Origin of the sequence: Acinetobacter sp. D009, from assembly GCF_038562025.1 — a bacterium.
Classification (GTDB): domain Bacteria; phylum Pseudomonadota; class Gammaproteobacteria; order Pseudomonadales; family Moraxellaceae; genus Acinetobacter; species Acinetobacter pittii.
In genome coordinates this window covers 2,463,294-2,488,342 of record NZ_CP151886.1, presented here as the reverse complement: position 1 = coordinate 2,488,342, position 25,049 = coordinate 2,463,294, and the positions used below count along the sequence as shown (strand labels likewise).

Here is a 25,049-nt window from a genome sequence, read left to right as displayed (position 1 = left end):
ATTATCACTTCAGATAGATTTTCAGCATACATTTGAGAAGTTGGAATAATGATGACTGATTACAACAGAAACATAGTGCAGCTGACTAAGTCTTCACCAAATAGAACACTGATTCGCGGGGCGACGATCCTAAGCATGGATAGCGTAATTGGGAACATGGTTCGCGGAGATATTCTTATCGAGAACGGTACGATTATCGCCGTTGGTGAAAATTTAGAAGCCGAAGGTGCAGCTATTATTGATGCATCCAATATGATCGCGATGCCGGGGATGGTTGATACCCATCGACATTCATGGGAAGGACAATTACGAAGGATTAATCCGAATGCCGAAAGCTTAGAAAACTATTGCAACGCGACGCATTATTCTTTTGCCAAGTATTATCGCCCAGCAGATATGTACATCGGTAATTTGCTTACAGCTCTAGGTTGTATAGATGCGGGTATCACAACATTGATTGATAACTCACACAATAGTCGCAGTGCGGCCCACTCTGATGCGGCTGTTGAAGCTTTACTAGATGCTGGTATTCGGGCTGTACACGCTTCTGGTGCACCAGTAACAGGAGATTGGGATAGAGCGAACTGGCCTAGTAATCTCGAACGTCTTCAAGAAAAATATTTTAAAAATAGTAAAAACGGTTTGGTATCATTAGCTGCCATGGCTCAGTTAGAACCCGAATTATGGGCTGAGGCACGCAGATTAGGGCTACCAATCATTACTGAATTTTTTGGTGGGGAAATGGCTGCTGCACTAGAGGGTCTGCATCAACAAGGTCTGTTAGGGCCAGATAATATCTTTAACCACTGTACCTCGCTGCCAGATGCTGGATGGAAAATTTTGCGCGAAGCTGGAGTGCGAGTAAACGTATGCCCACGATCAGATGCTCACTATGGTATCGAAGACGGTATGTTTGCCATGCAATCGGCTCTACGTCATGGCATTAGACCTGGTTTGAGTGTAGATAATGAAACGTCTTATAGTGGCGATATGTTTATGGAAATGCGCGTAGCATTTTACTTACAGCGTGTAATGGGCATGCACCAAAACAAATGTTGTGGTTCGGCACATTCGCCAGTGACCTTTCAGGCGCAAAACCTTCTCAAAGCTGCAACGGCTGATGGTGCTACTTGTGCAGGTCTGCAAGAAAAAATCGGCAGCCTGACACCCGGTAAACAAGCTGACCTGATATTAATTCGAACGGATGACATTAATCTTTATCCGTCTGGTAATGCATTTGGCACGGTTGTTCATGCAACTGAACGCAGCAATATCGATACGGTGATGATTGGTGGAAGAATCGTTAAACGTGACGGTAAAGTGTTGGGTGTGGACAGTGAGCAACTTCGTGCAGCGATTGATGAATCTCGCCAGCATCTTTTCGTTGCGGCTGGTTATACTCCAGATATTTTTACCGAGACGTTTCTACCTCTGGAATAAGTTGTCTAAGAGGGAGCAAACAATATGTCTATAAATGTTATCTATTACCTCATGGCTTTTGGTGCGGGGCTGGGGATTACTCTACAAACCACATTGAATGGCCAACTGGCTAAAGGTATAGGCGGGAATTCTGTCGCTGCGGCATTATTTTCATTTACTGCTGGTGCGGTATGCCTTGGGTTTTATTCTCTGGTTCGAGGCGGAATAGCTTCTTCACTGATCGCTATTCCTGATCAACCATGGTGGAGTCTTATGGGCGGAGTTCTAGGTTCTTGCGCATTACTGAGCTACGTCGTCCTTGCACCTAGAATCGGGTTATCGGCTTTGCTGGGGCTGGCAATTGCTGGACAAATTATCTCGTCATTGTTGATTGATCATTTTGGATTACTAGGGGCGGCCGAACGACCAGTTTCCATGTTTAAACTATGTGGAACACTGGTCATGCTGATAGGTCTAGGGATTGCTCTTTTCGGTGACAGGGGATGAGTTTTGGATTTAAAACGCCTGATATAAGTTGACCCCACGCCATTCCCGTCATGGAGTGGCAATATATTTAACAAATCAACAGCAACCGATACTCGCCATCTTTTTCAACAGGTGCTCGATGAACACAAGGTAAAACCTTTTGAGTTGGATGATCTACTGCTAAACGCCAAATATGTCCCGTACCTAAATTTACAGGTTGGGCATCGGGTTTAGGCTGATAATGCAAATCAAAAAAATACTCTGCCAAAAAAGCTTCAAAGTCAGCATCAGAACCGTCATGTAATTCTTTGAGCTTTTCTCTAATTTCTGGAATTAAAACTTTTTGTTTAACCTGATCGTTGGGCACAATATCGCTAGCAGCGCCGTGATAGGTACATAAAAAGGTATCGGTTTCAATGGGGGAGCGGTCAACATGAAATGAATATACATCTGTTGAAATGAAATCTAGCTCCTCATCGCGTTCATAGTTTTTAAGTAAATTAAGTACAGGTGATGCGCCAAAATCAGTTAACTGCTCTATATCTTCTAAAATAATTGCTCTCGCCAAATTACCTTTTTCTGAAAGTTGCAGGGCTAACAAGTCTTCAACAGAAACTTCTGTAATATTTTCTTTTAACTGAAGCTTATTCACAATTTCTTTAAAGTCGCCCACCAAATTTCTGTGCCAACAAATCGCATTTGTCTCTCCTTGAAAATGTGTATTTACAAGTTCAGAGAAACTAGACACTTTTCTAATTTGATTGCTGTCAGAAAATGCGTTCTTCATATGAGAATTAGATAAACCAGAAGCCGAGTCGCATAATATACACTGAGCTAACTGTAGTCGCTAAATAGTATTTCTCATTAAATAAGTTAATTGCTGTTCGCACTCAAACCTTGTGTAGCCTAGTAGAGACATGTATCGTTAGGGGATAATACTTTAAAATAATAAGGTGATTGAAAAACAAAATTATTCAATTAAACAACCGGACTGTGCCACCACAATTAAAACAACACCCACCTCAAGATGAGTCATATAAAAATAAATAAAACATGAGGTTTTATTGGTAAAAATTGACAGGGTATATCACTGATCAAGCTTGGGGTTTATGAAGAAATATTTTACGGTTGATTTATTTATGATAGCTTCGTCTTACTTTAAAAAACGCAAAAAAAATTACCGTACCGTAAAGGATCAGCAGCTTACAACCGCCGCAAAAGCAAATATCTTCATTTGTATTATTTTTTGTTTGTTTTGGACCACATATTTTATATTTGCACAAATGTGGTTAATTGTGGGTATGGATATCATTTTTACACTGATCTCCATATTTAGCCTTTTTCTTATTTATATAAACCGCATTTCAGCGGGTATTCTTTTATCTCAAGTCGTTCTGCTTGTTTTTCCAGTCATTTTTTGCTTATTTTTTGATGTCGCTACAAGTGACCGTCCGCAAGTGGCTCAATTGTTTTTACCCGCTGGGGCGATATTGGGATATTTGAATTACCGTAGAAATCCAAGCTTTTTACAAGCTGCTTTAATTCTTTTGTCGATTGGATGCTTTATATTTTTTAGTGGCAGCTCTTTTAATCTTGAGAGCGCCATACCTTTACCTGAAGATATTCGTGATCATGGGGGATGGATTGCAACTTGTGTAGCGACACTCATGATTTGCATTTCAATTTACACCATGCAATTAGAGATACAAACCGAAAGCACTATGGTGCAAGACCTACGGTTAGCACTTGCAAAAGAACAGTTTGAGCTTTTTTATCAACCGCAAATTAATGCTTCTGAAACGCTAATTGGCGCGGAAGCTTTATTAAGATGGCATCATCCTGTTTTAGGATATATTCCCACAAAAGATTTTATTCCAGCAGCCGAAACTTTTGGGTTAATGCCAGAGATCGGGGAATGGGTATTGGCTCAAGCCTGCAAAGTTCTACAAGATTGGAGTAAAAAAGCCGAGACTAAAGATCTTACGCTTTCAATTAATATTAGTGCTGATCACTTCATGCAACCAAACTTTGAGCAAACTGTGATTGGGCTGATTCAGAAATATGACGTCAATCCATCTCGGCTCATATTAGAAATTACTGAAAATATTGCTTTAACGAATTGTGTAAGCATGATCGAAAAAATGAACTTTTTATCTAAACAAGGAGTTCAGCTTTCTCTTGATGATTTTGGTACAGGTTATTCATCTTTAAGCTATCTACAAAAAATGCCCATCAGACAAATCAAAATTGACCGTAGCTTTGTACAGACGGCGTTGGATGATAAACGCAGTAATAAATTAGTGATTGGCATTATTAAAATTGGTCTAGATTTGAACCTCAGAGTGTTGGTAGAAGGCATCGAAACGACTGAACAATTTAGTGCATTTAAAAATAATGGATGTACTGAGTTTCAAGGCTATTTATGGGGCTGTCCGATGCCTTTAAATGACTTCGTAAAACAGATAGCCCATTTCAAAATGAAAAATTAATTTCAATAAGGACTCATGAGAACCGCTATTGATAGCCAAAATTTAATTAGGCCACTCCGAAAATGTCATTAAACAATTTTGAAGAGTGGCCCAACTAAGTAATATATTTGAATAATAAAAAGTTCTACATTTGAATATTGCGGTAGATAGAATTTACTTTGTCAGGGCTAATTGCCAGCATGTGAATCGCGCCGTGAATCATCCCTTCCAACAAATGAAAGTTCACCTGAATACCCGCATCCCACAGTTTTTGAGCATATCTTTCACCATCATCCCGAACAGGGTCATATTCACACACAAAAATGGTTGCATCTGGTAGTCCTTCCAAAGACTGAGCGAGTAATGGACTTACAAGCTCATTCTGTTTCTGACTTTCATGCTGCACATATTGATCCCAACAATAAACCATTGTCGCTGAGTCCAAACCATAACCTTCGGCATATTGTTGATAAGACTTGCTGCTCATCGTGGCATCTAAAGCGGGGTAGAAAAGAAGTTGATGGCTCACCTTAATTTCTGGGTGTTGTTTTGCCATTAAACATGTGGCGGCAGCTATATTGGCGCCCGCACTATCTCCGCCTACAGTCACGCGGTTTTGATCCACTCCAAACCGTGAAGCGTTCTCATAGATATAACGGAATGCCGTAAAAAAATCATTTAAAGGTGTAGGGAACTTAAATTCTGGCGCCAAACGATAGTCCACAGAAAATACAACTTGTTGAGTAGTTTCTGCTAATAACCGACAAGCGCGGTTCCATGCATCTAAGCTTCCAAGACACCAACCTCCACCATGAGCAAAAACCAATGCGGGCCGTTGCTCAGCGTTTTCAAGTGAATAGGGAACATACATCCGAACTTCAATTTCCGCGCCATCTGAAACAGCAACATAAAAACTTTGCTGATAGTTTGCATCTTGCTCAATGCCTTGCTGATCAATAATGTCTTTATTTACTTGCTCCCTTAGCGCTTGTAACGAGTTTACTCCTTGTGCGGTAGGTCTGGATTTAAGCCAGCTTTCAATTTCAGCAAGTAGAGGCATGGTTTTTATCCTGCTGCAAAAATTCTAAAATGAGTGAGCTAAATATTTTTGGCTGTTCCTCCATAATGAAATGACCGCAGTCTTTTACAATCGCACTGGTTAAATGCGGTGAAACCTTTTTCATGGTTTCATAAGGTGCATTATCTGTGGCATGTTCAGCACCGATTGCTAAAACTGGCATGTCTAAATTTTTAGTTTCTCTCATTTTATTTTGACGTATGGTCTCTGGAATAGAGCGATAATAATTAAACCCCGCTGCTAACCGACCGGGAATTTTATAGGCTTCAATATAAGTTTCAGTTGCAACTTTATCTTTGTGCCACGACCATTTATCAAACATATAATTTAAATAAGTATCTTCACGGCCCGCGATTAAAGCTTCGGGTAAATCTAGGGTTTGGTTAAACATGAAGTGCCAAAGAAAAATATTTTCACTCGGCTCAACAAAAATAGGAGGTGCGGACGCTAAACCGGGAATCACAGCCTCTGTGACCGCAAGTCGAGTTACAGACTCAGGAAAGTCAGATGCAAGCGCATAGGCAACCCACATACCAATGTCGTGACCAACAACCGAATAAGTTGGATATTCAAGTAGAGTCATGAGCATCGATAAAATTTTGGCAATACGCCCCGTATCGTAACTTCCATCCAATGGAGCTGAATTTCCTGTTCCGGGTAAATCAACCGCGATTGCTCGATAACCTTGTTTTGCCAGTTCAATCATGACTTTGTGCCATGCGTACCATGTTTGCGGCCAGCCCGGAATAAGTAATACCGCTGGGCCTTCACCTAAGGTCACGTAGTGTAATTTTTTGCTCTCGATGTGAATGTAATGGTGTTGGAATTGGTTATATGGTTCTTCATTGAATAATTGAGTTTTCATGTTGATCTCTTACGATTCCTTAAATCCCTAATAACTGATTAATTTGAGTCTGATTCACAGGGGCCGCAGCAAAGTCATCAAATACTTTATCGGTGACATGAATAATATTTTGCTTAATGAACTCGGCACCTTCGCGTGCGCCATCGTCTTTATTTTTTAGGCAGCATTCCCACTCCAACGTTGCCCAGCCTTCGTAGTCGTAATGCGCTAACTTTGAAAAAATTGCTTTAAAGTCAACTTGACCATCACCCGTAGAACGGAATCGACCCGCTCGATTTCCCCAGCTTTGATAGCCGCTATACATTCCTTGGCGGCCAGTTGGATTAAATTCGGCATCTTTAACATGAAACATGCGAATGAAATCTTTATAGATATCGATATATTCCAGATAGTTCAGTTGTTGCAAAACAAAATGGCTTGGGTCAAAAAGAATATGGCAACGAGGGTGGTTGCGAGTCCGCTCTAAAAACATTTCAAATGTAATGCCGTCATGCAAATCTTCACCGGGGTGAATTTCATAGCAAAGGTTGACGTCTTGTTCATCACAAGCATTCAAAATAGGAAGCCAGCGACGCGCTAATTCATCAAACGCCGTTTCTATGAGCCCTGATGGTCTTTGTGGAAATGGAAATACATAAGGCCATGCCAAAGAGCCTGAAAATGTTCCCATATCTTTAAGACCTAAGCGGGCAGATGCATGAATTGAAGCGAGCATTTGTTGTTTTGCCCATTCGGTTCTAGCTACTGAATTACCATGTAAATGAGATGGGGCAAAGTTATCGCACATTGAGTCATAAGCAGGATGCACAGCCATTAACTGCCCAAAGATATGAGTCGTTAACTCACTAATTTTTAAGCCGTGATTGCTTAAAGTACTTAATATTTCATCGCAATAATCTTGGCTTTCTGCTGCCAAATTAACATCAAATAAACGCTTATCCCAAGCAGGAAGTTGTACCGCTTCAAATCCTTGGTCTGACACCCAAGCAGCAATATCTTCTAGACGGTTAAAAGGGGAAATGTCATCGCTAAATTGAGCAAGGTGAATACTAGGACCTTTGATCGTTTTCATAACAAAACCTAATTAGTTGTCGATCGACAAACAATAGGCTTAATTTTTGAGAAAAACAACTTTTTATTTGAAAATCAAAACAAAGGGAGACTATTTTTAATAAATCTCATTGATTTATTTGTGAAAATATTTTTTTCGAATAATAATAAAAAGAGGTACTAAATTTGATAAAGGGTCATTATGGCTGGCAGACCAAGAGAGTTTGATCGAGAAGAAGCCCTCGTAAAAGCGAGAGATTTCTTCTGGCTTCACGGTTATGAAGGCACATCCATGTCAGATTTAGTTGAAGTTTTGGGGATTGCCTCTGCTCGAATTTATAAAGCATTTGGCTCAAAGGAGGCCTTGTTTAGAGAGGCCGTAAATCACTACGAAAAAAATGAAGGTAATTTCGCCTTAAATGCCTTAAAGCAAAAAAATATTAAGGATGCAATTAACCAATTATTTGCAGATGCACTAGCGCTTTATACGCAAGCCAACCATCCGTATGGGTGTATGGTTGTGTCGGCAGCGAGCGTGTTAGGTGAAGAAAACCAAGCTGTTTTGGAATGGATGAAAGAACAGCGTATTGCACGAGGCCAAAGTCTGGTCGATCGATTTGTTCAAGCAAAATCAGATGGACAATTGGTGGCAGAGGCTGACCCTAAAACCTTAGGGCAATATTACGCGCTTGTTCTTCATGGGCTATCTGTTCAGGCAAGAGATGGATATTCTCAAGAAGAGCTTTCTCAGGTGATTCATTTTGCATTGAAAAATCTTGATCAATATATTGTAAGTGCCTAATTAATTTATATTTATTAAATTTAAGATATGTTGGCAGAACTCTAAATATAAGAGATCTGCCTTACATTGATTTTTTTAACTAATCAAACTTAGTAATTTCTGGTACTGACTCTAAATAATCAAAAAATTGCTGTATTTGTTCTTCTGTTACCCGTGCTGTAGAAATAGGCGGTAACTCATCTCTACCAAAGAATCCAACTTCGGGTGTTTCAATACTTGGTGTCAGTTCACCATCAATAATTTCACACCAGAAGAAAGCCTTATACACATGTAAAAACATGGGAGGGTGTGGGTGCTTGGTTCTATCAGTTAAAGCTAATAATTTAATGGCCTTAACTCGTAAACCTGTCTCTTCTAGAACCTCTTTTTCAGCATTTTCCGATGCTGAGTAACCTACGTCAGCCCATCCACCCGGAACAGACCATCGCCCATCTCCAATTTCTTTTGCTAATAATAATTTATTTTCTTTAAAAACAACTGCTCTGACATCTAGTTTGGGAGTGGCATAACCTACATCTTGGAGCACGTTATTAATAAAATTTTCTGTTTTGATTTCTTTTAATTCTAATAAATACTCAATGTGCCCTAAGAGTTGTTCATAACGTTCTTTGTCATAAACATCTTTTGAATAATGTAAACCTGTTTGAGCAATACCAGTAATTTTATTTAAAGTTTCTAACCACTTCACTGAGTCATTCATTGCAACAGACGCCTTCAAGCTTATATCTTTTAGCTATGGTAAGACATACTCAGACGAAGCACTATTAAACAGTTGTTAACTGAAATTTCAAGCTGAGTCTTAATAGGTTTTGTACGATTAATAGCTCTAATTAAATTTACTCTTTATATAAATTTGACTTAATCATGAGCGGTAAACCAAGTTCAGATAATAAACCTGTCCGTGAATTTGGAAAACTTTTTCTCTCTAAAGCAATAAGCTCAATAAATTCTTTATTAAATTGTTTTCTAGGGTATGTTTCTAAAATTTCATTTCTAAAAGATAGGGGAAGTTTATATAGACCATCACTAATCACATCACAGGATGCACCTTGCTGTAACAGAGTAATTTCTGCTGGGTCAGAATAATCTATATAGCCGTTCATATGTAAGCAAATAGCATCTCTAATAACTTCACTTTTCTTTTCATCAAAGCTATGTTCTTTAGCCTTTAGCTCAAATTGTTTAGCACTCTCATAGGTAAAACAATTACAACCTTTACTATGAATATGCTGTTCAGTTAAGCCAATATCATGAAAAAGTGAGGCTATTAAAAGTGATTCATGGTCAAATTGCTGATTTTGTATATTGCCTAAGGCAGCTCCCCAGAAATAGGTGCGCCATGAATGATTGTAGATAGATATATTTGCTTTAGCTTCTAGTTCATCAAGCGCGACTTTAACCATTTGAGTATCTGGTATTACGATCTGATCGATATCAAAATCATGGGAAGTTTTGAATCGAGAGTAATTTATTTTTATAGAGGCCATAATACTTGGCAGCATAATTTTTTGAATTAACTTAATTTTCTCTTTGAAGCTGAGCTGACCATTGGTAGCTTGCATCCAGTGATACGAACCAATTCTTTTAGTTTTCATTATTAGATCTCATTTTAGAGTAATTACTCTAAAATATTGCCGTAGCTGATCTTTTGCAAGCGATATCTTTTAAGAAATAGATAGCACTTTGATTGATAGACGTTTTATAAACTCCAATTTAACAATAACTTCCTCATTATTTATCCTTACTTTTTAATGATCTAATTTAAAGCAAATGTCATTTTGTGTGCTTGACTGAAAGAGGGCGGGCTACTATCCTTTGCCTGCTGGCCTACATTGCCAGTCGGTTGTCGCAGACCGATTCACACCCGTATCAGGATTATTTCTCTGAGGAATAATTTTGTGCGGCCATCTCGTTCCCTCCCGTTGCGGTAGGACGGGAGTGGGACACCCTCGGGTGTGCTGGTTGTGTGACCAGTCTGCGAACCCACTTCCGTTCTGCCACCATAACTTATAATGTTTTGGCAGAACTCCAAATAAAAAGGAGTTGGCTTTGCACATTCATTATTTCTTGGCAGCCTTTGCCAAAAGCTATAACGACACAACTTAAACTTTTAGAGCAGTTTGATCGCCGTAAGGTTTTCAGGCTTTAAATTATTTCGTCTAAAAACTTAATCAACAATAAAACTTGAGATGTGCCAAGCACAGTCTTTATGGGCTTTGCTATGCCTTTTTTCTCCCAAAAAACGGCAGCGGTTTTTATATCTCATTTATATACAACAATAATTTTTTATAACGGTAAAACTATGCCACATTCAGATCTTCCATTTCGTGCTTTAAGCGTGCTTCACACTTCAAGATTTCTCTTTAATAAATACGGCTTTCACAATGTCGGGGTAGACCGAATTATCGAGTCGGTAAAAGTGCCCAAAGCTACTTTTTATAATTACTTTCATTCAAAAGAACGTCTCATTGAAATGAGCCTAACCTTTCAAAAAGATGGCCTGAAACAAGAGGTAATTTCAATTATCCATGTTCGAAAAGAATTAACCCTAGTTGAAAAACTGCGCAAGATTTACTTTTTACATGCCGACTTAGAAGGGCTTTACCATTTGCCATTTAAGGCTATTTTTGAAATTGCGAAAACACATCCAAAGGCTTATCAGGCCGTAGTTGAATATCGGAACTGGTTCATTAATGAAATCTATAAGTTGCTTTTAACCACCAATGCAAATGCTTCAAAACAAGATGCACACATGTTTTTGTTTGTGATTGATGGAGCAATGGTTCAGCTTTTAGACCCCACAAAACCAGATGAAAGAGAAAGGTTGCTTGAGTATTTTTTGCTAGGGTTTGGGTGAGGGAAATTGGTCCAAAGCGTATTCATGAGGGGCGATCATCTAATAGTATAAATAGAGATTTTTTAATATTTATATTTGCTTTATTAGATAGATCATTATTAATATTTGGGCTGTTAATATAGATCTATGAATTATGGAATACTCTACACAAGATGCATTAGATTGGTTAAATCAAGGTATTGAAGGCATTAGAAATTCATCTAAAGAAGATAAAGTTAGTGATTATGCTTTGGGTTATGATATTGGCTTTCTTTATGGCACATTGCGCACGTTATTAGTGACAGGTCATATCACCCGTGAAGAATATAATAAACTCCATGCAGAATTAACAGAAACTCGTCAGGCTAGACTAGATGGATCTGAATGATAAGTAAAAAGGAGTATTGATGAAATCAAAAATGATTAAAGTCATTGATATAAAAAGTAAAGATACCTGCGATCTGCTTGCGTAGTTAAACCATGTTGTCATGAAATTTTAACTTGATATTTAACAATGGTAATTTTAGAATCCGCCCAACTAATTTTTAGGAGCTTCAATGTGAGTACTTGTTCGAGTGACGATAGTCGATCGGTAATAGTCTAAGTATCCACTGAAGTCCTGACAGACCTCTTTTTGTGGATGCAAGAAGAGGTTTTTTTATTTTCATCTTTTCATTCCTATTATTAACCCATGATCTAATCATGTTGGGTTGCAGTACTTGCATGTGCTCCATGACTTATGGGAGTGATGCCAATGTTATTTACTTTAAAGAAACGCTCACTTATTTCTGGTTTCTGTTTATTCACATTATCTAATGCAAGCTATAGTGGACGACCTATGGTTGTTGACGATGCCGCTCTTGTTTCTCCAAAAACTTGTCAGCTAGAAACATGGGCACAGCATAACTCTGACAGCAAAGAATATTGGGCAACACCAGCCTGTAATTTTGGTGGCAATTTTGAATTTGCTGTAGGGATGGGGAGAGTAAATGATGATACTGAGCATGTCAGTTATGCAACTCTACAAGGCAAGACCTTATTAAAACCTTTAGAAACGAATGATTGGGGAATCGGTTTTTCATTTGGTACTCAAATCAATACTAAAGATTCTTCAAAGAAAGATTGGACGTTTAATGTTCCTTTAAGTCTTTCTACTTTGGATGATAAATTTTTAATCCATGCCAATATGGGATGGTTACGTGAAAATACCACACATAAAAATCAAACCACGTGGGGAATTGGAACCGAAACACAACTTGCTAACCCATTAACGTTCACTGCCGAAGTATATGGTAATGACCGAAATGATGCCTTTTACCAAACAGGTTTTCGATACATGGTCTATAAAGATTTTGTTCAATTAAACGCAAGTTATGGCAACCAAATGTCTCATCATGATAATGCTTTTTTCTCTGTCGGGTTTGTATTTCTCACAAAGCCATTTTTACCTTAATAACTTAGAAATATCGCAAAGTTTCCTTCAGAAAGTGCTCTTTTAAACATAAAAGAGCACAGTAAAAATAAGTATATATTTCATATAAGGAAACTTTCTCTCTCTTCTTTTGATTTCATCTAAAACATAAAGTAAAGTGCGTTCACAAGATATTAAATAAAATGAATGGCTTGTTATGAATATTATAAAAGGTACTAATTTTTGGAGATTACTTTCTATTATATTAGGTTTTATTATTTTTCTAGGATTGTATTATTTTTTTATTGTATATCCTAAGGATACAGAGCAAGCCAGAATAAGATTTTCAGAAGAAGTCATGGCTTCTTTTTTTTGGATGGACTTATCTGATGAAGTGGAAATAAATAGTATTATTTTAAAAGAAGGGCTAGAGTTAAACTCCATTAATGATGAGATATACATTAACGATTTGAATGGATTAAGCTCATTTTATGTTTGGAATGGTGAACATAAAGAAATGAAAGATGTCTTAAATAAATATTCTGAGTATTCATATTTTGGTAATAAGGGCATTCGAGGATTATGCTTAAAGCTTATGTTTGTACAACAATATAATCAAAAAATTCAGCAGAAAAATTATTCTTCACCAAGGCTATTGGCATCAAAAAAAATTAATAAACGTAATCTGGAAACTATCTCTCCATGGTTAAATGATATGAAGGCTTTTGATGAGTTTTATAAAGCTAAACACATGATTCCAAATTGTAAAATATAGATATGGCTTCTAAAAATTTTCTTTCTACGCTTGCACGGAAAAGTAAAGAAAATAGAGGAAATATAGCCTTATGCTCTATTCTTTTTATTATTCCTTTATTTGTATTTCCTGCTTATCCTAAAAACGAATGGCAATACGAGCTATATCAATACATCACACAAACTATGCATGTGACTATTGGTACAAAAGGCCCATTACCGTTTTTTACGATTCTTTATAGCATTTATATAACCATAGTCATGTTCTTTTTAGGCTGTACAGTATGCTATTTTTTTATTAAAGAACACGGGATTAATAAAGCTTATCAAGAAGAAATTTATAAATTCTTTTTTAAAGCCGAGTTTGAATCTTCAAAAAAATACCCTTGGTTAGAAAAGCCTCTAGTTAAAAAGACATTGGTCTCAATTACATTTGCTATATGTTTGATTATGGGAGTTTTTCACTTTATTGATGATGATATTTCTCAGCACAGACCTAGACGTAAAGGTGGACTTATAGCATTTAGTTATAATTACAGAGTGGGGGTGATGTTCTGGGAAATAGCAGTCAGCTTATTTAGTATTTTCCCGATTTTTTATTTTGGCTTGTTATTTTTATATATCATTAATTATTTTTTTCGCGGGTTAGGTACAGGTAAGGTGGCAATTCCTTTAGAAGTGCCAAGCAAAAAACGAAAGAGAACTAGGAAGGCATGATTTTTTTATGAATTGATAGAACACACTTCACTTAACCTATCAATAAATGTGACAGAATCTAACTTTTTATAACCTATAAAGGCGACTATCCTAATTGGGCTTGAGCACAATCTTTTGAAGTGTTCCTTTTTAGTTTAGTTAGATTTTTTAGGTATTTAAAAAATGAATAAAATGCACGTAACTTTAGCGGTCATTATTGGTTTAATTGTTGGCGGTGTAATTGGCGCTCTAGGTTACTCTAAAACTGCTGCGCGTTATGACGCGATGACCACAGCCTGTGTCATGGTAAATCAAGCAGTTGAACATGGCATCTTACAACCAGAACAAGTCAAAGAGCTTGGAGAGTTAACTGGCCAAACCCTTAAAAAAGATTACGAGTCAGTTGCCTCTAAATTTAAATTCTCTGAAAAGCAATTAGGTAATGCATCTGAAGGTTCTAATTGTAGTCAGTTTATTGTTGGGGTAAATGCCGCACAATAACCATTTAGAAGCCCACAGTAAGTGGGCTTTTTATGATGTTTAGTTAGGGCAGCTACAATATTAACTGAACATACCATTTATAGACTGCTATAATAATGATCAATTCAAAATCTGAAATATAAGCTTGCCTAAAGGCAGGCTTTTAATATGTGTAATTAAGTCTGCTAGGAAATATGAAACGCTATTTAAAACAAACTGAATCGGCTACGACTAATTGGACAACAGAGCAAGACTGCTTCTTGATCGAAAATAATTCTCTCTCAATTTACGAGCTCATCGAACATTTACCTTTTTCTGAAGAAGAAATACGAGTGCGTCGAGCTGTTTTAGGGCTGGTAAGACGAGATAAGCAAATGAAAACATATTAATTTTACCAAATGGTAAAAATAATATGAAAATAAATGTTTCTAATTATCTCTATTCAACCATGCATTTTTGCGGATGAGTTATCAAAACCTTAATTTTTTTAAGAGTTTTTATGGTGCAATTTACATAAAGCACTAACTACTTACAAACCACTCTAATAAGGCTACCTTTAATTACACTACTTTAAGCATAATCAAAGACAGAAAACATTCATAGATCAGAACTTTATAACAATAGTACGGAGAGAGGTTAATGCCAAAGTATCTAGCTGTAGCCGAAAAGGTTTATAAAAATATAAAAAAAGATAGCTTATTCACTGATGACATTACTCAGAACCTTAACTGTTTAATTAGTCAGATTCGAAAAGCCATCAAAGGAACTGAGTTTAAGCTCAAGTTCAACTATATCGACTTTGAAGAAAACTTAACGAAACCGTTAAGTGAATGCAAAGTTCAAATTGATCTGAGTGTTATGCCAAAGTTCGTAAATGAAGGTGAATATCTTCTTTGGTTAGCTGGATTTATTGAGCGAATCACAGAAGGTGGAAAACCAAAGTTACCTCCAATTTCGCACTTTTTACCACCAGGTTTTAAGATGTCGAAAGATGCGTTTCCGGTCACTGTTGCTCCTCCAAAAGAAGAGCATGCAGACATGATTATCAATTATTTTAAATCTGAGGATTTTATTAAAACTAATAAAACTCCTTCATAAAAGAATATAGAAGTAAACGTCCACCTTACTTCTATATCTGCTGGTTTAAATTCAGCGACCGCCTTCTGGGGCGGTTTTTTTTGACTTAAAATTGATCATTACTTAATTGTGATAACTAGAAAAATTTAACTTCAACAAAAGTCTTAAATGTATATAAATATGAAAATAAAAAATGTTTTTAATAAATATCAATTGCTTAATTATATTTGTCGGTAAAGTAAAAAATACATTTTTCACATTACTAATGTACCAAGTAACGCAATTAAACATTTAGCAGTTCATAATCTTTAAAAAAAGAGAAAGTGAACGATATGAATGAAAATGCAGAGCTTATAAAATACATTGACGTTGCTGAAAACGTCTATGAACGTGTCTATGAGAATAATCAAGTTTCAAATAATTTGATTGTTAACCTTAACCGCATCATGGCGGAAATCAAAAAACAGGCCCAAGAAAAAGACCTAAAGTTAAAATATAAGTCGATTGACTTTGAATATTGCTTGAGTTTGCCTTTGGCCGATAGAGATATAAAAATTGACCTTAGTTTGATGCCTCACTTTGAACATCGTGATGAATGCATTTTATGGCTAACCAACTTTATTGGAAAAATTAGTGTGCCTAAAAAGATGATGAAACAAAAACTAAGCTTTAATTAACTTTTTATAAATTTTAAAGAGATAGATGAGTCACCACTAAAAAATCAACAACGTTTACGCTTAAACAGTTATGCTTTATTGCAGATGGATATTTTATAATTAGAAAATGACAGAGCGCTTTAAAATGAAAAAGCTTGCAATAACCTTTGCTGTTTTAGCTTCGCTATCTACCTATGGTCTAGCCAACGACTCTACGGGTTACGTGGGTACGGGTGGGATTCAATATCTCAAAAATTCGCAAATTGCTATGCAAAGCGAAGATCTATTCATCAGTAAAAAACTGATTAAGGTCGACTATCTTTATAAAAACTTAAGTAATAAAGACGTAACGGAAACCATCTTATTTCCGTTACCACGCATTGATAATTTTTTTGAGTCTGATTTTGCTCACACCGAACAGCTTTTAAAAAGTTTTAAAATTGTGGTGGATGGTAAAAATATAAAACCTGAGATGCATGTCAGAACCTTTATTCAAAAAGATGAAAAATCGCCACTGATTGATGCAACGGATGAGTTTAAGCAATGCGGTTTTAGTGAACAAGAAATGCTAAATCCGTGGACTCGCACTAACTATGATTATGAATATTATGTAGACAAGCTAAAACAATGTAATAAGCCGAAAATACAGAAAATTTTAGCTAATTTTAAAAAAGATGATGTGATTCCGTGGTCATCTCAAGTGATTTATAGTTGGAAGCAGACCTTTAAATCCAATAGTTTGACTAAGATTCATCATGAATATAAACCTTTGGTCGGTGGCTCTGTAGCTCTCTATCCAGATGAATATAACCAGCAATTTTGTATGGATAAACAATTTAAGCAGGGCTTAAAAAAAGCCAGTGCAGAAAATTCGCCGTTTAGTGCTTTGGGCTATATTTTGACGACGGGTGCAAATTGGGCAAAGCCAATTGAAAACTTTAAGCTCACCATTGAGCGTGATAAGGATGAGCTGGTTTCATTTTGTTGGGATGGGCCAGTTAAAAAAATTAGTCCAACTCAATTTCAAATGACCAAGACTAAGTTTGTACCCAAAAAAGACCTAGATATTATTTTTGTGAGAGTTAGATAATTTGATATCAGTTTCTGGTTTGACCAAATTGCCTCAATATTGATTGTGTGTCATGAACCAGACATGGCACACAATAAGAAAAAAGATGCTCTATGTTGCTGTCAGTAGGATTCTTGGCGTAATGATTAATTAGAGCAGTTTCTTTTTAATCCAATAATCTAAACTGAAATAACGGCCGCCTCCAAGAACAAGCAGTGCGAGTAGCATGACTAAATACGTAGTGGCAAACTCAATTCCATTATTTAAAATTACAAACGAACCACTAGACGTGAGCCAGTCATAATTGCCGTAGGTTTGTAATATTTCGCGAGCTTTCTCTAACTTTTCAGCCGAGGCCAAGACCTGCATGTTTGCAAAGGGCGCATTCGGATCAGCAATCGCTTGCCATCCATTCGGTAGATGGACCGTAAATATGGCAACCAACATGGTAATCATGAGTGGGATGCTAATTAAGCGAGTAAAGAGGCCAAATGTTAATAGTATTGCACCTGCTAGCTCCGCCGTTGTTGCAAGTAATGCCATTAAATACGGAAACGGAAGTCCTAAACCTCCATCTGAGTTGCCAAACCATTCTACAATGTCATTAAAGTGCATTAATTTATTTGTGCCCGCCATCCAAAATATAGGAACTAAATATAATCGAAGAGCCAGAGCTGCGATGCCGTCCGCATGTTGTAGAGTTTTACCCAGTTTTTGATAATATTGAGATAAGCCATAAATAAAATTCTTCATGATAATTTCACATCCGATGCGATTGAATATTAATTAGTCGGATAAAAACTGTATTTCTTACATAAAAAAAATTTTATTTACGGTGTAATAAAAAAGGATTTGGTCCGTCTAACTATACGTACAAATGTACAAACCGAGAATTTATCTTTAAAGGAATACTAACATGAACAAGCTCAATTCAATGACTTCAGTGGCGGCATTATTAGCACTTTCAGTTGCTGGCGCTACACAAGTGGCGGTAGCAGCAACCCATACAACAACCGAAGCACATGCAACCAAAGCAGCAGATGGAAAATGCGGTGAAGCAAAATGCGGTGCTAACAAAATGAAAAACCACGAAAAGTCTGCCGAAGCAAAATGTGGTGCAGATAAAAAAGCAGCTGATGGTAAATGTGGAGCAACCAAAAAAGCAGCGGACGGCAAGTGCGGTGCAGATAAAAAAGTCGCTGACGGTAAGTGCGGCGCTAAGTAAACGATCTGATCATGGATGATGTCGGCCTTCTAGTAAGTGCCGGCATCATTTCCAAAAGGAGAAATCACCATGATGGATTTGTCAGGCGTAGGGCTGGGTTTAAGACGTGATTTTATAGATTCGTTTTTAGATGCAAAAACATGTCCCGATTTTATCGAAGTTGCTCCTGAAAACTGGCTAGGTTTTGGTGGTCGACATGCGAAATTACTCGCACAGTGTGTTGAAAAAGCCCCATTAATTTGTCACGGCCTGTCATTGTCTATTGGCGGTCCTCATCCACTCAATCTTGAATTTATCGGAAAAATAAAAAGCTTTTTAGAACAATATGATGTCTCTATTTATTCTGAACATTTAAGTTATACAAATGATGGGGGCTATCTATATGATTTGTTGCCAATCCCCATGACCGAAGCGGCTGTTAAATATGTCGCTGAACGTATTTTACGTGTTCAAGATATTTTAGGAAGACGATTAGTCATAGAGAATGTTTCTACTTATTTAATGCCCAATGCCCAAATGAGTGAAGCGGAATTTATTCGTGAAGTTCTTCAATATGCAGACTGTGATTTGCTTCTGGATGTAAATAATGTCTATGTCAACAGTATTAACCATGGCAGTGATGCATTTGCATTTATTCGGGATATGCCAAAAGAAAGAATCCGTTATTTACATATTGCTGGACATGAACAAGTTCAGAAAAATTTATTAATTGATACGCATGGCGCAGAAGTTTGTGATCGCGTATGGGAGCTATTGAGATATACCTATCAAGTGTGTGGTGTGAAAGCAACTTTACTTGAACGCGACTTTAATATTCCCTCATGGCGAGAGCTAGAAGAGGAGCTAGCCAAAATTAAAGTAATTCAACAACAGGAGAGTGGCTATGAAGGAAAATCAAATATCCTTCCAAACCATGCAACAACAGTTTTGTGACTGGATTAGAGATCCTGATTTGGAATTACCTCAAGCTCTTCCTGCCGAACGAATGCATATTTATCGAGACTTACTTTTTAATAATATCTGTTCATTTATTGATTTAGTTTATCCCGTGGCTCGTGCGATGTTGCCAGAGTTAAAGTGGCAACAATTACTCTCGGACTTTTTTCAAAAAGCCCAGTGCCGCTCGCCTTTATATAATGATATTTCTCTGGAATTTAGAGAATATTTGACAAATCAGCAGCACCCGATATTGCAAGAATATCCTTGGTTGGCTGAGTTGTTGCAGTTTGAATGGCTTGAGTTGTATTTAGACACTGTTGAAATTGAAAAAGTAGTGTTGCAGGAAAACTGTGATTGGCAATTAACCACGAAAGTATGGGTATTGGTTTATCAATATCCCGTTTATAGGTGGACAACTTTAATGACTCCAGAACAGGTCGAGCCTATGCCTGGAGCAATTATGGTTTGGCGAGATGAACAAGACAAAGTATGTATTGAACAGCTTTCGCCTTTGTTTGCTATGGTGATTGAACAGTTGACTCAAAATATAGAGTTAACTGACCAAGATATTCATACATTCATTCAACCTGTACTCACTGATTTATCTGAACATGATATTTATCTGCAAATTCAAGAACTAAAAGCGCTGTTAACTCGAATGCGATTAATTCAAGCTTCGCATAATTTTAAAGAGGTAGAGGGATGACTTCAGCCGTGGCATCAGATCATGAAGAAATAGAAGATCAGTTGCATAATCCAGCTTTTTTACAAGACTTAAGACAGCAAATGATAAAATTTGCTTTTTTACAGCTTTCTTCTCTTCCTCAAGCTGAAGATGTGGTGCAAGAGGCATTAACGAGTGCTTTCCAGCATTTAGATTCATTTAAAGGGCGGGCTGCGTTCAAAACATGGGTATTTGCCATTTTAAAAAATAAAATTATTGATGTGATTCGGCAAAAGTCACGCTTGGTCGCAATGACTGAATTATTTAAAGATGAGGAAAGTGAACTGAGTATTGATGCACTATTTGATGCTTCTGGACATTGGCACAAATATGAAGCGCCTCAAGCATGGCAAAGCCCGGAAGAAATGATGGAGCAGGCAGATTTCTGGATAATTTTTGAAGCTTGTTTAAATCATTTACCTGCCAAATATGCTCAAGTTTTTATGATGAGAGAAGTGATAGAGCTGAGCTCGAACGAAATCTGTAGCAAGTTGGAATTGTCTATCTCAAACTTTAATGTGTTGATGTATCGGAGTCGTACCAGACTACGTGAATGTTTAGAAAATAAATGGTTATTGAAGGAGGATTGTTCATGCTGACATGTCGACAAGCCACTCAACTGTTGTCTGAAAAGCAAGATAGACCATTATTATTACGTGAGCAAAGTGGTTTACAACTGCATTTATTGGCGTGCCGATCATGCCGCCGTTATTCAAAACAGATCAAAACAATTAGTCAGCTTTCTAAAGCATTTAAAAATTTAGATGGCTAATTTTATTTAAAAATTTATTTATTGCTAGCCTAATCACGCTAACAACTCCCATACTATAAAAGTAAAGGAGTTTTTTTAAGACAGGATGAAACGTGAATTTAAAGAATCTTGAAGCATTTTATTGGGTTGTGACTTTAAAGAGCTTCAATAAGGCCGCGACTAAATTACAAACCACCCAGCCTGCGGTCTCTCAAAAAATCACATCTCTTGAAAATGAATTAGGCTTTAAAGTCTTAGATCGAAGTTATCGGCAGCTTAAACCAACACACAAAGGCTTAACTTTATTTAAGTATGCCGAAAAATTTATGCGACTAGAGACCGATCTGGTGGCTGAACTGACTGAAAACCAGCACCTGACTGGCACCATTCGTTTAGGCGTTTCCGAAACTATTGTCTATACGTGGTTAGTTGAATATATCGAAAAGGTTCAACAAGAGTTCCCAAAAATTTCAGTAGAAATTGTGGTAGACCTTACGCCTAACTTACAGGAAGGTGTTCGGACAGGCGACTTAGACATGGCTTTTTTACTTGGGCCAACTTTAGCTTTTGAGTGTATTGAACAAGCTTTGTGTGACTTTGAACTAAGTTTCTTGGCCTCACCTTCATTTAAAGGTGGTGTTGCTCAAATGTCTTTTAAAACTTTAATGTCACATACCATTTTAACTTATCCAAAAATTACCTATCCCTATAAAGAATTGAAAGCACGAATGAAAGAACAAGGAATTGATGAACCACTTTCAATTACCAGCTATTCATTGGCAACGCTGTTGCGTTTAGCCGAGCAGGGCTTAGGCATTGCTGTGGTGCCGACCTTAACGGCATTAAAAGAAATTACTGATGGCCGACTAGAAATATTAAATACGCCTATTCAGTTAAAGACGTTCCATTTCACCTCGATTTACATTCAAGGAAACGATGTGGCCTTAAAAGAGAAATTGACCGAAGTTGCGGTTAAGGTCTCTGAATGCGCTATGAAAAGACTCAATGAGCAAATTAAAAAATAAGCTATTTTTGTGTGTCTTTTATCCCATTTTTTATTATTTAAAAAAGCTGTTTTATATGTAAAACCATAAAAGCAGCTTATTAACTTCAATAAGTAAAGCTTATCTTGATTTTTTAATAAATACTAAACTATTTAAAATCAATCGTTTAAATTTTTAACTTAATGTAAAAAGTCTTATTGTCCGTAGGGATTAGCTATGTTTTTATTTTAGACACAAGATTTGATCACCGATTGTGTTGATTGGGAACAGGGAATCTTTGTCATTTTAAAGGATTAAAGAATATCGTTTGGGACAAAAAATGGTGTTCTTGGTTCAACTTGAAAATAGCGTTGTTAAGCTCAAATGGATGAGGAACGCATTAATATGTCTTTACTGAAATCTTCTTTTTTATCAGATCGCCAATGGGCCATTGTGGCCTCGATCTTTATGATGGCGACCTCTGCAATGGGGCCAGGATTTTTAACCCAAACTGCTGTATTTACAGTCAAGTTAGGCGCGGCATTTGGCTTTGCCATTTTAGTTTCCATTCTGATTGATTATGTGGTTCAACAAAATATTTGGCGAGTGGTCACACTTACTCAAATGCGTGCATCAGACATTGCCAATAAAGCATTACCGGGTAGTGGTTATTTACTGGCGTTTCTGGTGATTTTGGGCGGGTTTTTCTTTAGTGTCGGTAACATTGCCGGTGCAGCTTTAGGTTTAAATGCGCTTTTTGGCCTAGACACAAAGTGGGGCGGTATTTTAAGTGGTGCATTAGCCATTTTGATTTTTGCATCAAGAAAAGCAACACTTGCCATGGATAAAAGCATGATCGTGTTGGGATTACTTAAAATCCTCCTGATTATTATCGTTGCTGTCATTGTGATGCCTCCAGTTGGGCAAGCTTTACATCAAACCTTTGCTCCAGATCAGATCGACTTTGCCATTATTACCACCATTGTTGGCGGTACGGTTGGTGGCTATATTTGTTATGCAGGTGCACATCGTTTACTCGATAAAGGCGCTGTTGGCCCTGAAAATATTGATGAAGTTGCTAAAGCTGCGACCAAGGGCATTGTTGTAGTCGGCATCATGCGCTATGTATTGTTCTTGGCTTTTTTAGGTGTGGTGGTGAGCGGTGCAACCATTGATTTAGCCAGCCATGACGCTAACCCAGCAGCTCAAGCATTCCAATATGCAGCGGGTACATTTGGTTTTAAATTATTCGGCTTAATTTTCTGGGCAGCAGGGATTAGTAGCACCATTGGCGCAGCATATACTTCGGTGTCATTCTTTACTGCGTTTAAAAAGAACTTAACACCAAAACAAACCAATTATACGACCATTACCTTTATCGCATTGGCTTTATTACTCTATGTGTTATTGGGTGCAACTCCGGCAGGTCTACTCATTTTCGTAGGTGGTTTTAACGGTTTGGTGTTGCCAATTGGCCTTACAATTTTTGTGTATGTTGCCGCATGCCGTAAAGATTTGATGGGTAATTATAACTATCCAAAATGGTTGCTTATTTTGGGTGGATTAACATGTCTGTTAACGTGGTGGATGGGCTACATGTCGTTTACGACTGTGTTTAACTATTTGACCAAGCTTTAAGCCAGACGTTGTTAAGTAATAAAGGAATAATGCCATGTTTGTAGATTTAAATAGTGATTTGGGTGAAAGCTTTGGCTCATGGAAAATGGGTAATGATGACCAGATTTTACCTGTCGTGACCAGTGCCAATATTGCTTGTGGCTTTCATGCGGGCGACCCGCTCGGCATTTTAAAAACGGTTCGTAAAGCCGTTGAGTTGGGTGTGACTATTGGAGCCCATGTGTCTTACCCAGACCTTGTAGGCTTTGGCCGCCGTAATATGGATTTGTCACGTGACGAATTGATTGCCGATGTGCTTTACCAAATTTCTGCACTCGATGGTTTGGCGAAAGTAGCAGGCTCAAAAGTGCAATACGTTAAACCACATGGCGCGCTCTACAACACCATTGCACATGACCAAGCTCAGGCAGCAGCCGTGATTGATGCCATTAAAATGTATAACCCTGAACTGGTCTTAGTGGCTTTAGCTGGGTCAAACTTGGTAGAGCAGGCACGAGCTGCGGGTTTAAAAGTTGTGTCTGAAGCATTTGCAGACCGTGCTTATAACAGCGATGGCTCATTGGTGTCTCGCCGTTTAGAAGGTGCGGTTTTACACGACTCGGCATTTGTTGCGAGCCGTGTGGTGTCTATGCTTAAAAATGGTGGAGTTGAGTCAATTGATGGCGTATTTACCCCAATTCAAGCCGACACTATTTGCCTACATGGCGATACCGACGGTGCGCTAGAGATGTCGGCTGCCATTAAAGCTGAGCTTTTAAAAAACAATATTGAAATCTGCCCATTTGTAAATAAAGCATAAGGATGAGCATCATGTATAAGGATATTAAAGTCGACCCAGCTCAACTTGAAGCCGCATTAGATGCGCGTTTAAAAATCCGTGCAGGTTTTGATAAACCGACAGCAGGGATGGCCGCAGGTATGACGCAGGTCAACATGATTTCGGTGCCAAAAGAGTGGGCATATGACTTTTTACTCTATGCACACCGTAATCCGCAAAGCTGCCCAGTGCTTGATGTGCTCGAAGAAGGCATCTATGCAACTAAGCTTGCAGCAGACTCAGACATCCGCACTGACTTCCCACGTTATCGCATTTGGAAAGATGGCCAAATGGTCGATGAAGTGACCGATGCGAGCGAGATTTATAACGCTCATCCTGATTTGGTGACATTCTTAATTGGTTGCAGTTTTTCGTTTGAAACAGCTTTGCAAGAAGCGGGCATTGAAGTTCGTCATATTCATGACGACACCAATGTGCCGATGTATTTGAGCAGTATAAAGTGTGAACCAGCAGGCCGTATTTCAGGAAATATGGTGGTTTCAATGCGACCAATTCCATCGCATCAAATTAGTGAAGCGGTAAAAATTACAGCACGTATGCCGAGTGTACATGGCGCGCCTGTACATATTGGTCACCCTGAAAGCTTAGGAATTTTGGATGTAAATAAGCCAGACTTTGGCGATGCTTCTCGTATTGAAGCGGGTGAAATTCCAGTGTTTTGGGCGTGTGGAGTAACGCCGCAAGCGGCGGTCATGAACTCGAAAATTCCTTTTGCGATTAGTCATGCGCCGGGTTACATGTTTATTACCGACATTCCTGACCGTGCTTGGATTGGCTAACTGGACTAAAGAAGAATTAAAAGGAT

Annotated in this window: 30 protein-coding genes; 23 read left to right on the top strand and 7 right to left on the bottom strand. The window is 37.8% G+C overall.

All coding sequences use genetic code 11. The features are described 5' to 3' along the window. Window positions 1-51: 51 nt before the first annotated feature. Window positions 52-1,440, top strand: coding sequence for an amidohydrolase family protein (locus tag AAC388_RS11800; protein ID WP_342371579.1), 1,389 nt, complete (start codon window positions 52-54; stop codon window positions 1,438-1,440). Between the two features lie 24 nt (window positions 1,441-1,464). Then, window positions 1,465-1,926 carry a DMT family transporter gene (locus AAC388_RS11795; protein WP_228140584.1) on the top strand — a complete coding sequence of 154 codons (462 nt, stop codon included), beginning with the start codon at window positions 1,465-1,467 and terminating at the stop codon, window positions 1,924-1,926. 67 nt (window positions 1,927-1,993) lie between these two features. On the opposite strand, the gene AAC388_RS11790 is transcribed toward AAC388_RS11795, so the two are convergent. Then, window positions 1,994-2,692, bottom strand: coding sequence for a DUF1826 domain-containing protein (locus tag AAC388_RS11790; protein WP_078220541.1), 699 nt, complete (start codon window positions 2,690-2,692; stop codon window positions 1,994-1,996). A gap of 322 nt (window positions 2,693-3,014) precedes the next feature. On the opposite strand from AAC388_RS11790, the gene AAC388_RS11785 reads away from it, so the two are divergent. After that, window positions 3,015-4,394 (top strand): EAL domain-containing protein, encoded by a 1,380-nt coding sequence (locus AAC388_RS11785; protein WP_342370668.1) that lies wholly within the window; start codon window positions 3,015-3,017, stop codon window positions 4,392-4,394. Between the two features lie 124 nt (window positions 4,395-4,518). Here the strand turns inward: AAC388_RS11785 and AAC388_RS11780 are convergent, their stop codons facing one another. The 3 genes from AAC388_RS11780 to AAC388_RS11770 are packed head-to-tail and all read right to left on the bottom strand — an operon-like array spanning window position 4,519 to window position 7,388. Further along, window positions 4,519-5,433 (bottom strand): alpha/beta hydrolase, encoded by a 915-nt coding sequence (locus AAC388_RS11780; RefSeq protein WP_101663727.1) that lies wholly within the window; start codon window positions 5,431-5,433, stop codon window positions 4,519-4,521. Beyond that, the gene (locus AAC388_RS11775) at window positions 5,417-6,316 is read right to left on the bottom strand and encodes an alpha/beta hydrolase (protein ID WP_342370667.1); all 900 of its coding nucleotides are present in this window, start codon (window positions 6,314-6,316) and stop codon (window positions 5,417-5,419) included. The genes AAC388_RS11780 and AAC388_RS11775 overlap by 17 nt, the downstream gene beginning before the upstream one ends. Before the next feature lie 19 nt (window positions 6,317-6,335). Beyond that, window positions 6,336-7,388, bottom strand: coding sequence for a sugar phosphate isomerase/epimerase (locus AAC388_RS11770; RefSeq protein ID WP_342370666.1), 1,053 nt, complete (start codon window positions 7,386-7,388; stop codon window positions 6,336-6,338). A 180-nt stretch (window positions 7,389-7,568) separates the two neighbouring features. Here AAC388_RS11770 and AAC388_RS11765 point away from each other — a divergent pair, with 180 nt between their 5' ends. Continuing rightward, on the top strand, window positions 7,569-8,168 hold the full coding sequence (locus AAC388_RS11765; RefSeq protein ID WP_342370665.1) for a TetR/AcrR family transcriptional regulator: 600 nt from the start codon (window positions 7,569-7,571) through the stop codon (window positions 8,166-8,168). A gap of 79 nt (window positions 8,169-8,247) precedes the next feature. Here AAC388_RS11765 and AAC388_RS11760 read toward each other — a convergent pair whose 3' ends face one another. Both AAC388_RS11760 and AAC388_RS11755 read right to left on the bottom strand, forming a co-directional pair. Further along, on the bottom strand, window positions 8,248-8,868 hold the full coding sequence (locus AAC388_RS11760; protein ID WP_017386638.1) for an NUDIX hydrolase: 621 nt from the start codon (window positions 8,866-8,868) through the stop codon (window positions 8,248-8,250). 136 nt (window positions 8,869-9,004) lie between these two features. Continuing rightward, window positions 9,005-9,763, bottom strand: coding sequence for an HD domain-containing protein (locus tag AAC388_RS11755; protein ID WP_342370664.1), 759 nt, complete (start codon window positions 9,761-9,763; stop codon window positions 9,005-9,007). A 707-nt stretch (window positions 9,764-10,470) separates the two neighbouring features. On the opposite strand from AAC388_RS11755, the gene AAC388_RS11750 reads away from it, so the two are divergent. The 10 genes from AAC388_RS11750 (at window position 10,471) to AAC388_RS11705 (ending at window position 17,167) form a co-directional block, all read left to right on the top strand. Next, window positions 10,471-11,025, top strand: coding sequence for a TetR/AcrR family transcriptional regulator (locus AAC388_RS11750; RefSeq protein WP_213034695.1), 555 nt, complete (start codon window positions 10,471-10,473; stop codon window positions 11,023-11,025). 133 nt (window positions 11,026-11,158) lie between these two features. Next, entirely contained in the window at window positions 11,159-11,392 is a 234-nt protein-coding gene (locus tag AAC388_RS11745) for a hypothetical protein (RefSeq protein WP_060465911.1), read from the top strand. A gap of 360 nt (window positions 11,393-11,752) precedes the next feature. Then, window positions 11,753-12,457 (top strand): hypothetical protein, encoded by a 705-nt coding sequence (locus AAC388_RS11740; RefSeq protein WP_086354879.1) that lies wholly within the window; start codon window positions 11,753-11,755, stop codon window positions 12,455-12,457. Window positions 12,458-12,632: 175 nt separating this feature from the next. Beyond that, the gene (locus tag AAC388_RS11735) at window positions 12,633-13,190 is read left to right on the top strand and encodes a hypothetical protein (RefSeq protein WP_284091084.1); all 558 of its coding nucleotides are present in this window, start codon (window positions 12,633-12,635) and stop codon (window positions 13,188-13,190) included. A 2-nt stretch (window positions 13,191-13,192) separates the two neighbouring features. Continuing rightward, window positions 13,193-13,885 (top strand): hypothetical protein, encoded by a 693-nt coding sequence (locus AAC388_RS11730; protein WP_336030815.1) that lies wholly within the window; start codon window positions 13,193-13,195, stop codon window positions 13,883-13,885. A gap of 162 nt (window positions 13,886-14,047) precedes the next feature. Continuing rightward, on the top strand, window positions 14,048-14,365 hold the full coding sequence (locus AAC388_RS11725; RefSeq protein WP_213034688.1) for a hypothetical protein: 318 nt from the start codon (window positions 14,048-14,050) through the stop codon (window positions 14,363-14,365). Window positions 14,366-14,538: 173 nt separating this feature from the next. Next, a complete protein-coding gene (locus AAC388_RS11720) occupies window positions 14,539-14,733 on the top strand; it encodes a hypothetical protein (RefSeq protein ID WP_032003275.1) in 195 nt (64 codons plus the stop codon). A gap of 250 nt (window positions 14,734-14,983) precedes the next feature. Further along, window positions 14,984-15,442: a hypothetical protein gene (locus AAC388_RS11715; RefSeq protein WP_017387211.1), complete on the top strand. Its 459-nt coding sequence runs from the start codon at window positions 14,984-14,986 to the stop codon at window positions 15,440-15,442. A 311-nt stretch (window positions 15,443-15,753) separates the two neighbouring features. After that, window positions 15,754-16,098, top strand: coding sequence for a hypothetical protein (locus AAC388_RS11710; RefSeq protein WP_039757792.1), 345 nt, complete (start codon window positions 15,754-15,756; stop codon window positions 16,096-16,098). A 124-nt stretch (window positions 16,099-16,222) separates the two neighbouring features. Then, window positions 16,223-17,167 carry a DUF4424 family protein gene (locus tag AAC388_RS11705; protein WP_213034687.1) on the top strand — a complete coding sequence of 315 codons (945 nt, stop codon included), beginning with the start codon at window positions 16,223-16,225 and terminating at the stop codon, window positions 17,165-17,167. A 129-nt stretch (window positions 17,168-17,296) separates the two neighbouring features. On the opposite strand, the gene AAC388_RS11700 is transcribed toward AAC388_RS11705, so the two are convergent. Continuing rightward, window positions 17,297-17,899: a DoxX family protein gene (locus tag AAC388_RS11700; protein WP_017403058.1), complete on the bottom strand. Its 603-nt coding sequence runs from the start codon at window positions 17,897-17,899 to the stop codon at window positions 17,297-17,299. A 163-nt stretch (window positions 17,900-18,062) separates the two neighbouring features. Here AAC388_RS11700 and AAC388_RS11695 point away from each other — a divergent pair, with 163 nt between their 5' ends. From AAC388_RS11695 to AAC388_RS11655, 9 genes are all read left to right on the top strand, one after another. Next, window positions 18,063-18,371 (top strand): hypothetical protein, encoded by a 309-nt coding sequence (locus AAC388_RS11695; protein ID WP_002122109.1) that lies wholly within the window; start codon window positions 18,063-18,065, stop codon window positions 18,369-18,371. 69 nt (window positions 18,372-18,440) lie between these two features. Continuing rightward, window positions 18,441-19,304, top strand: coding sequence for a DUF692 domain-containing protein (locus tag AAC388_RS11690; protein ID WP_086354876.1), 864 nt, complete (start codon window positions 18,441-18,443; stop codon window positions 19,302-19,304). After that, window positions 19,255-20,016 (top strand): putative DNA-binding domain-containing protein, encoded by a 762-nt coding sequence (locus AAC388_RS11685; protein ID WP_086354875.1) that lies wholly within the window; start codon window positions 19,255-19,257, stop codon window positions 20,014-20,016. The genes AAC388_RS11690 and AAC388_RS11685 overlap by 50 nt, the downstream gene beginning before the upstream one ends. Beyond that, window positions 20,013-20,633, top strand: coding sequence for an RNA polymerase factor sigma-70 (locus tag AAC388_RS11680; protein WP_005070082.1), 621 nt, complete (start codon window positions 20,013-20,015; stop codon window positions 20,631-20,633). The genes AAC388_RS11685 and AAC388_RS11680 overlap by 4 nt, the downstream gene beginning before the upstream one ends. After that, on the top strand, window positions 20,627-20,806 hold the full coding sequence (locus tag AAC388_RS11675) for a zf-HC2 domain-containing protein (protein ID WP_017400102.1): 180 nt from the start codon (window positions 20,627-20,629) through the stop codon (window positions 20,804-20,806). Before AAC388_RS11680 ends, AAC388_RS11675 begins: the two co-directional genes overlap by 7 nt. A 92-nt stretch (window positions 20,807-20,898) precedes the next feature. Then, window positions 20,899-21,810 carry a LysR family transcriptional regulator MumR gene (mumR, locus tag AAC388_RS11670; protein ID WP_014206319.1) on the top strand — a complete coding sequence of 304 codons (912 nt, stop codon included), beginning with the start codon at window positions 20,899-20,901 and terminating at the stop codon, window positions 21,808-21,810. Between the two features lie 342 nt (window positions 21,811-22,152). Next, entirely contained in the window at window positions 22,153-23,406 is a 1,254-nt protein-coding gene (locus AAC388_RS11665) for an NRAMP family divalent metal transporter (RefSeq protein ID WP_336030823.1), read from the top strand. Window positions 23,407-23,440: 34 nt separating this feature from the next. Then, window positions 23,441-24,205 carry a 5-oxoprolinase subunit PxpA gene (locus tag AAC388_RS11660; RefSeq protein WP_336030825.1) on the top strand — a complete coding sequence of 255 codons (765 nt, stop codon included), beginning with the start codon at window positions 23,441-23,443 and terminating at the stop codon, window positions 24,203-24,205. 2 nt (window positions 24,206-24,207) lie between these two features. Next, window positions 24,208-25,023, top strand: a complete 816-nt coding sequence (locus tag AAC388_RS11655) for a putative hydro-lyase (protein ID WP_337078125.1) — start codon at window positions 24,208-24,210, stop codon at window positions 25,021-25,023. Window positions 25,024-25,049 lie beyond the last annotated feature (26 nt).